Annotated in this window: 7 protein-coding genes; 2 read left to right on the top strand and 5 right to left on the bottom strand. The window is 62.0% G+C overall.

Going from position 1 to position 7,143, the window contains the following annotated elements:
• The first annotated feature begins 190 nt into the window (after nucleotides 1-190).
• Complete coding sequence (locus tag PMN64_RS41015; RefSeq protein ID WP_411784873.1) at nucleotides 191-1,108, top strand: LysR family transcriptional regulator; 918 nt, start codon at nucleotides 191-193, stop codon at nucleotides 1,106-1,108.
• A gap of 109 nt (nucleotides 1,109-1,217) precedes the next feature.
• Here the strand turns inward: PMN64_RS41015 and dusA are convergent, their stop codons facing one another.
• Complete coding sequence (gene dusA / locus PMN64_RS41010) at nucleotides 1,218-2,213, bottom strand: tRNA dihydrouridine(20/20a) synthase DusA (RefSeq protein WP_411784872.1); 996 nt, start codon at nucleotides 2,211-2,213, stop codon at nucleotides 1,218-1,220.
• A gap of 135 nt (nucleotides 2,214-2,348) precedes the next feature.
• On the opposite strand from dusA, the gene PMN64_RS41005 reads away from it, so the two are divergent.
• The gene (locus PMN64_RS41005; protein ID WP_411784870.1) at nucleotides 2,349-3,443 is read left to right on the top strand and encodes a site-specific integrase; all 1,095 of its coding nucleotides are present in this window, start codon (nucleotides 2,349-2,351) and stop codon (nucleotides 3,441-3,443) included.
• Between the two features lie 496 nt (nucleotides 3,444-3,939).
• On the opposite strand, the gene PMN64_RS41000 is transcribed toward PMN64_RS41005, so the two are convergent.
• From PMN64_RS41000 to trbF, 4 genes are all read right to left on the bottom strand, one after another.
• Nucleotides 3,940-4,194, bottom strand: coding sequence for a DUF2274 domain-containing protein (locus PMN64_RS41000; RefSeq protein ID WP_411784868.1), 255 nt, complete (start codon nucleotides 4,192-4,194; stop codon nucleotides 3,940-3,942).
• A gap of 3 nt (nucleotides 4,195-4,197) precedes the next feature.
• Complete coding sequence (locus PMN64_RS40995) at nucleotides 4,198-5,043, bottom strand: TrbI/VirB10 family protein (RefSeq protein WP_411784867.1); 846 nt, start codon at nucleotides 5,041-5,043, stop codon at nucleotides 4,198-4,200.
• Nucleotides 5,044-5,483: 440 nt separating this feature from the next.
• Nucleotides 5,484-6,509, bottom strand: a complete 1,026-nt coding sequence (gene trbG / locus PMN64_RS40990) for a P-type conjugative transfer protein TrbG (protein ID WP_411784865.1) — start codon at nucleotides 6,507-6,509, stop codon at nucleotides 5,484-5,486.
• Nucleotides 6,506-7,143, bottom strand: a 638-nt coding sequence (gene trbF / locus PMN64_RS40985; RefSeq protein ID WP_411784864.1) for a conjugal transfer protein TrbF, incomplete at its 5' end; no start/stop codon positions are given. The genes trbF and trbG, both read right to left, overlap by 4 nt.

The raw sequence follows: 7,143 nt of genomic DNA, 5'->3' as shown, positions 1-7,143 counted from the left end.
GATCCGCACCTTCGCCCGGAAGGACTAGCCGGATGGCGTCGTTCCCGCGGACAATTGACAATCCGGGGACCCACGCCCAGTCTTCGCGCTGGAACCCTCTCGATCGTGCGCTGATGACCACGCGATATCGAACCCGGCAGGATCTTTCGGCGGCTTCCCCGGAAGCGCGCGAACAAGCGTTCGGCTAGCCGTGACCGATCGCGACGATGTCATGGATCTCAGGCGGCTGGTCTATTTCGTCGCCGTCGCCGAGGAATTGCATTTCGGCCGTGCCGCGTCGCGGCTTGCGATCGCGCAGCCGCCGCTCAGCCGGCAAATCGCGCAACTCGAGAGCGATCTCGGCGTCATGCTGATCGACCGGAGCCGCAGCCAGATCCGGCTCACCCAGGCCGGCAGCGTGCTGCTGGAGCGGGCGCGCGACGTCCTGGAGCGGCTCGACCGGACGCACCGCGAGATCAAGCGGATCGGCGAAGGCTTTTCCGGGCACCTGCGCGTCGCCTTCGTCGGATCGGCGACCTATGGCGTGCTGCCGAGCGTGATCCAGGCGTTTCGTTCGGCCTATCCCGACGTCGAGCTCGCGCTGTCGGCGATGAACAACGCCGAGCAGAAGCGCGCGGTGATCCAGCGCGAGATCGACATCGCCATCGCCCGGCCCTCGCTCGACGACGAGGAGCTGAAGTCGGAGCCGCTGCTGCAGGAGCCGCTGATCCTCGCACTGTCAGATACTTCACCCCTGCTCGATCAGCAGGTCCCGCAGCTGGCGGCGCTGAAGGCCGAGACGTTCGTCCTCTACCCACGCAAGCCGCGCCCGAGCTTCGCCGACCACATCCTCAATATCTGCCTCGAAGAAGGCTTCATTCCAAAATCGCAGGTGCTGGCGCAGGACTACCAGACCGCCATCAGCCTGGTGTCGGTCGGCGTCGGCATCGCGCTGGTGCCGAAATCGGTTTCGGAGGCGGAACGGCCGGGCGTCGCCTACCGCGCCTATGAGGGACACAATCCGGGCACTGCGCTGTCGCTGAACTACCGGCGCGACAACCGGATGCCGCATCTGTTCAATTTCCTGAAGGTCGCTCAAGACGTCACGCGGCGTCAGCGCAAGCATTAGTGCGTTTTCGAGCGAAGTGGATACCGGTTCGCGTGAAGAAAACGCGTCAAAACAGGGAATCTAGAGCCCCGTTCCGATTCCATCGAAACGGGGCTCTAAACCAGCGCTCTCAGGCCGCGACCGACGCAAGCGGGCGATCGTCAACGCGTGCGATCGCCTCGCGCAGCACGTCGATGTCAGCCCCCGGCCGAACGCCGTTCTCCGCGAGATACCTGCGGAACGCGCGCGCACCGGGGACGCCATGGAAGGCGCCGACGAAATGCCGCGTGATCGAATGCAGCCGGGTGCCCTCGGCCAGTTGCCGGTCGATATAGGGCAGCATGGCCGCGAACACGTCCTTCATCGTGGCGTGCGGCGGCGTTTCGCCGAACAGCTCGGAATCGACGGTGAGCAGCCGCCATGGCTCCTGATAGGCCGCCCGCCCCAGCATCACGCCATCGACATGCGCCAGATGCCGCTTCGCCTCGGCGAGACTCGTGATGCCGCCGTTGATGATGATGGGCACGTGCGGCAACGCCGCCTTGAGGCGATAGACCCGGTCGTAGTCGAGCGGCGGGATGTCGCGGTTCTCCTTCGGCGACAATCCGTTGAGCCAAGCCTTGCGCGCGTGCACGACAAGCGCATCCGCGCCCGCGGCAATCACGCCGCGGGCCAGCGTGTCGAGCGCGACTTCCGGATCCTGGTCGTCGATGCCGATCCGACATTTCACCGTCACGGGAATTCGCACCGCACGCTTCATCGCCGCAACGCCTTCGGCGACCAGCGCGGGTTCGGCCATCAGGCAAGCGCCGAAGCGGCCATCCTTCACCCGATCGGAGGGACAGCCGACATTGAGATTAACCTCGTCGTAGCCGAACTGCTCGCCGATCTCTGCGGCGGTCGCCAGATCGCGCGGATCGGAACCGCCGAGCTGCAGCGCCACCGGATGCTCGCTGTCATCGAAGCCGAGCAGCCGCGCCCGGTCGCCATGGATGATGGCGCCGGTCGTCAGCATCTCCGTATAAAGCCGCGCCCGCCGCGACATCAGCCGATGGAACACCCGGCAATGCCGGTCGGTCCAGTCCATCATGGGTGCCACAGAAAAGCGATAGTGTTGCGATTCCAATGATTTACCCTACGCTCTCAATGGGATGTAGCAAGAACGAACGCCCTTCAAACTAGCCGAATTTGCACACGTTTGTACCCGTTTTGACCTGTCTGCGCACGCGTAGCGCACACGATCTAGGGAATGCACACGACAATGGCCAGCTTTACTCAGTTGCCGTCTGGGAACTGGCGCGTCCAGGTCCGCCGCAAGACCCGCTATGTGGCAGAGACGTTTCGACGCCGCAAGGATGGCGAGGAATGGGCGCTCGACATGGAGCGCAATATCGATCGCAGCGGGTCACCCAAACCGCGTGCTGCCGTAAAGGCCACGACCTTCGGCGATATCATCGATCTGCATGTTAAAGACATGCACGAGGTCGGCCGCCCTCCCCGCCGCTCCAAAGCCGCGGTGTTGGAAGCACTGAAGGAGGCTTTGGGGACAGTGAAATTGTCCAAGCTCAATCGCGAGCGACTTATCGAATTTGGTCGCCAGCGCGCGAAGGAAGGCGCGGGTCCAGCCACACTGGCGATTGATTTTTCCTTTATCAGAACCGTCACTACGCACGCCGCAGCCGTTCACGGCATTGAGGTCTCGGCCGAAGAGGTTCGGTTAGCGCGCTTTGCAATGAAGCATTTGGGTCTTGTCGGCAAGTCGGAAGAGAGAGACCGACGTCCAACTGAAGATGAGCTCGGCGAACTCATTGAGTATTTTGAGACCAACCCTCGACAGGTTATTCCAATGGGACGGATCGTTCGGTACGCGGTCGCGACAACGATGCGACAAGAGGAGATATGCCGACCCGACTGGCCGGACGTGGACATGAAAACGCGAATTCTGATTATTCGCGACCGCAAGGATCCTCGGGCGAAGGATGGCAACGATCAGAAAGTCCCGCTTCTCAATCTAACCGGGTACGATGCCTGGGAGATCATGCTCCAGCAGCGCATCATCACGAGAGGTTTGGGACGCGTCTTCCCGTACAATCATCGCTCGGTGAGCGCGGCATTTACGCGAGCCTGCGATGAGTTGAAGATCGATGACCTGCATTTTCACGATCTGCGGCATGAGGGGACAAGTCGGCTGTTCGAGGCAGGACTTTCGATCGAAAAGGTCGCCCTGGTGACTGGCCACAAGGATTGGCGGACCCTACGACGCTACACCAAGCTGAAGCCAGAAGAACTCCATAAGCTACAGACAGCGCCACAACCGTCTTTAGAGGAATTCATCGAGACGTTGACAGCTTCTTAGTGGGCCAACGCAAGCCGTTGCGGACCCTGGACGTTGTGTTGGACGGCATTTCGGCCGAGGTGCGCCGAGATTTGAGCGCAATCCAACGCTGCATAGCTTTAATCTCATTCGATGGGCCACCTACAGGTGTAGAGAAACAGGACCTGTCGTTTGCGCGATCAAACTGCCTGCGGATCTCACAGAGACCGTTGTGATGGCCAGCGTGATCGCATCGGCCGTCGTAACCCCGAGCGGCCAACTCAAATCTTCGTTCGAATTTGTAAGGACCACGTCACAAACGGCCCAGGTTATAACATCTGAGCCGATCGATGCTCCAGTGGCGCGTGTACTTGCCCGAGATAGCCTCCGGCTTGAAGGAACCACAGCACATGACCTGGAGCAGTTGCACGATCGACTTGGACGATCACTGCACCTTGTCGCCGAATGCCTGCAGACCTTTCGTCGAGTCGGTCAGTGATATCACTTCAAGCGATTCAGATTCACCGGGATGAGCAACCTACCTCAAGGTTGATCCGCCCCCTTCCGTGATCGCTTGGTCCCGAGCGCTTGATCTCTGCTTTGCCCTCCTGAAAGCGGTATCGCCGTCGAGAAATGCCTCGAGCATGAACGGTATCAGCTCCGCGACCTCTTCCTTGTTGCCGTAGGTCTCTGCATAGAAAGCAGCATACTCGCGGAGCCGCTGCGCCAGGCCTGGCGTGAAAGCAACGCCCATCTTCACCGGGGTTCGATCAGGCAGTTTCGCGAGCTTCATCCCTCACCTGCCCTTCGCAACCGTCTGAACATCCTGATATGGCTTCAGCACCAGATCCTTCGAGACAATCACCCGAAGCGGCCATCCCGGCCGCACCGTGATGGTCGGCTGTACGTCGAGCTCGCGCTCTACCACGCGTTGCCCCGCTCGGTTGGTCGTTTGCTGCGTGCTTTCCCGCAGTGCCTTGACGAGGTCGCTCTCGTCATTGCCGATCGATAGCTGTGTCCCCACGCCGATCAGCGTCGCCAGCGCCACGCCTTTGAGCAATTGCCATGTGTGGAAGTCCACCTCGTCCTCGAGACCGGCGTAGCCTGCGACGTCTGTAGCCGGAAGATTCTCGATCACAATGGAGTTGCCATTGGGCAGGATAAGCCGTGTCCAGACGACCAATGCCCGTTTCTGCCCAAACGCCACAACGCTATCGTATTTGCCCACGAGCCGCGTCCCTTGCGGGATCAAGAGATGCTCGCCCGTCACCGTGTCATAGACATTCTCGGTGACCTGGCCGATGGTTGCACCGGGCAGGTCCGAATTCAGCCCTGTAACGAGGCTGGCCGGAATGATCGACCCCGCCATCACGGCGAAGGCGGAAGGAGCCGGCAGCAACGCGTGCGGATTGGTGGTCTCGGTGTCTGCCTTTGCTCCCACAAACGCAAGCTTCCGCGCTTGCGACGAGGGCACGATCTCGTCCGATCGATCGACCATAGCCCGCGCAGTTTTCGCGAGCTCCGCAGCGGTCGGCCCAGGATCGGCCGCTTGCGGCCGGAACGAGGAAGGTGGGCTCGCTGCCACCTCCATGGTGCCGGCTTGTTTCCGCTTGTCCTGCTTTTCCGACAGCCGGAAGAACAATCCCGACTCCTTTGCCTGCTGCGCAACCCGCACCTGGCGCAGGCGCTCGGCTCGTTCGGCGTCTTCCTCGGGATTTGTCCGAAAGCCCGTATCGGATGACAACGCCGTACCAGCCTTCTTTTCGTTCTCGGCGAAGGCCCGGCCGATATCGCCCGGCGACGGAGGCCCAAGCCGGGGCGTTGAGGGCGCAAGCTCCTGATACGACTTGGGCAGCTTGTCCAGACCCTCGGCCGTCTGCTTCCGGTCGGTGTTGTAGAGTTCTGATCGATCGGTCTGCTTCGGCGACCTTAGCGGCTGAAGCGCAACGATCGTCGCGCCGGCAACGAACAGCGCAGCGACTGCGCAGCCGATCATGAGCGCGCGCCTGTTCAACCGCCGAATGGGGCGCGGTCGTGCTCGCAGCTCGAGAGGCTCCGGCGGCTCCTGATCTTGCCCACTCGTCATGACGCGCTCCCGGTGCTGACGGCCTGCGAAACCGGCCGCGCGTCGGTGCGGATGATCCGGACGACGCGTTGGGGATCCTCGCCGAGCCGCAGCTCGGCGGCGCCAAACATCCGGTCGACGATGTAGTACGCCCCCCGGACCCGATAGTTCACGAGATTTGGACGGCCGTCGGTGCCCGCGACGAACAACGGCGGCGCCTCCCCCTGCGACAGGCCAGACGGCATCTGGATGTAGACTTTGCGGCCATCGTCGAACGCGCGCAACGGCCGCCACGGCGGATCGTCGCCTTCGATGCGGTAGCGGAAGTTCAAGCTGTCGAGCCGCACTCCGCGGTCGACCACCCGCCCCTCGTTCGCCTCGGCGGTCGCGTTCTGCTTGTGAAGCGCAACCAGCGTATCGGTCGGGTACGTCCAGGAGATAGAGGCCATGTAGGTCTGCTTGGTGGAGACGAGCTCGAGGTGGTAGGTGCGCCGGTCGGTCAAGACTACAAGGTTGGTCTGGATGTCTGGCAACGTCGGTTTGACCAGGATATGCATTCGCCGGCTGCTTCCCTGCCCGCTCGAGGTATCCCCGACCACCCAGCGAACCGTGTCGCCAGTCGAGACATCGACCAGCTCTTCGCCCGCTTGAAGCGCTATGGTCGAGACCTTTTCGGGGCTCGCATAGAGCCGATAAAGCGCTCCTTCCGTCCACGGATAGACCTGGATGGCATTGATGTAACCGGCGCCCGTCGGCTCCATCCTCGCCGCTTTGTTAGCCTTCGCGATGGCCTGTTCCGGAGGAAGCTTATCTTCCTTGGCGGCCTTGGCCGGATAGGGCTTGAGCTGCCCGGGGAGAGGCAGGATCCTTGGCGTTTCGACGACTTCGATCGGCTTTGGCGGGTCGGTCTCGGGAAGCGCCCGCTCAAATGTCATTTCATCGTAAGGCGCTTCCAGATTGAGCTTGGTGGCGCATCCGCCGAGCAGGAGCGATAAGACAAGCGTACTGGCGGACGCGTACCTGGTGAGGACAGCAGAGTTCATTTGGCGTCTCCAATGAGGTCGCGCGACCAGTTGAGGGAATGGACGTAGAGGCCGAGCGGGTTTTTGCGCAGCGTCTCGGCGTCTGCCGGTGGTTTGAGAACCGTGGTGACCAGGCCAGTGAAGCGCTCGGTCTTGGCGATCGAGCCGTTCTCGTAGCTGTTTTCTTTCCAGCGGATCTCAAAGCTGTCGCTCGACGCACGCACCACCGAGGTGACTTCGGCGGTCACTGTCCTGGAACCGATCTTCGCGAACGGATCGGCTTCGCGTGCATAATCGTTCAAGGCCTGCGCGCCGCGATCGGTGACGAAGTCGTAGGCACGCAGCCAGTTGGTGCGGACGATGACGGGATCGATGGACAAGGAGCGAACGTTTTCGATGAAGCGGGCCAGAAAATGGGCGATCTGCGCATCCGACGGCTGATAGGCCTCCAGGGCGGGTCCAACTGCGCGCACCTCGCCGAGTCGATCGACCTCGACCACATAAGGAACGACCCCCGAGCGGGCGATCACGGTCAGAAGCACCAACCCGAGAATACCGGACAAGGCGGTGACGCTCAGCGCCGCAAGCCGCCAGTTGCTCGCCTGGACGCGCGCGGAGCCCAACCGCTCGTCCCAGACCTGACCAGCCTTCTGAT

It is taken from the genome of Bradyrhizobium sp. UFLA01-814 (assembly GCF_046718885.1).
GTDB classification, from domain to species: Bacteria; Pseudomonadota; Alphaproteobacteria; order Rhizobiales; family Xanthobacteraceae; genus Bradyrhizobium; species Bradyrhizobium elkanii.
The sequence above is the reverse complement of the archived record's forward strand: the minus strand, read 5'-3'. Positions and strand labels throughout refer to the sequence as shown.

Excerpts from the sequence above, each read along its gene's own strand:
- PMN64_RS41000 (WP_411784868.1), bottom strand. The coding sequence starts at position 4,194 with ATGAAGCTCGCGAAACTGCCTGATCGAACCCCGGTGAAGATGGGCGTT.
- PMN64_RS41005 (WP_411784870.1), top strand. The coding sequence starts at position 2,349 with ATGGCCAGCTTTACTCAGTTGCCGTCTGGGAACTGGCGCGTCCAGGTC.
- trbG (WP_411784865.1), bottom strand. The coding sequence starts at position 6,509 with ATGAACTCTGCTGTCCTCACCAGGTACGCGTCCGCCAGTACGCTTGTC.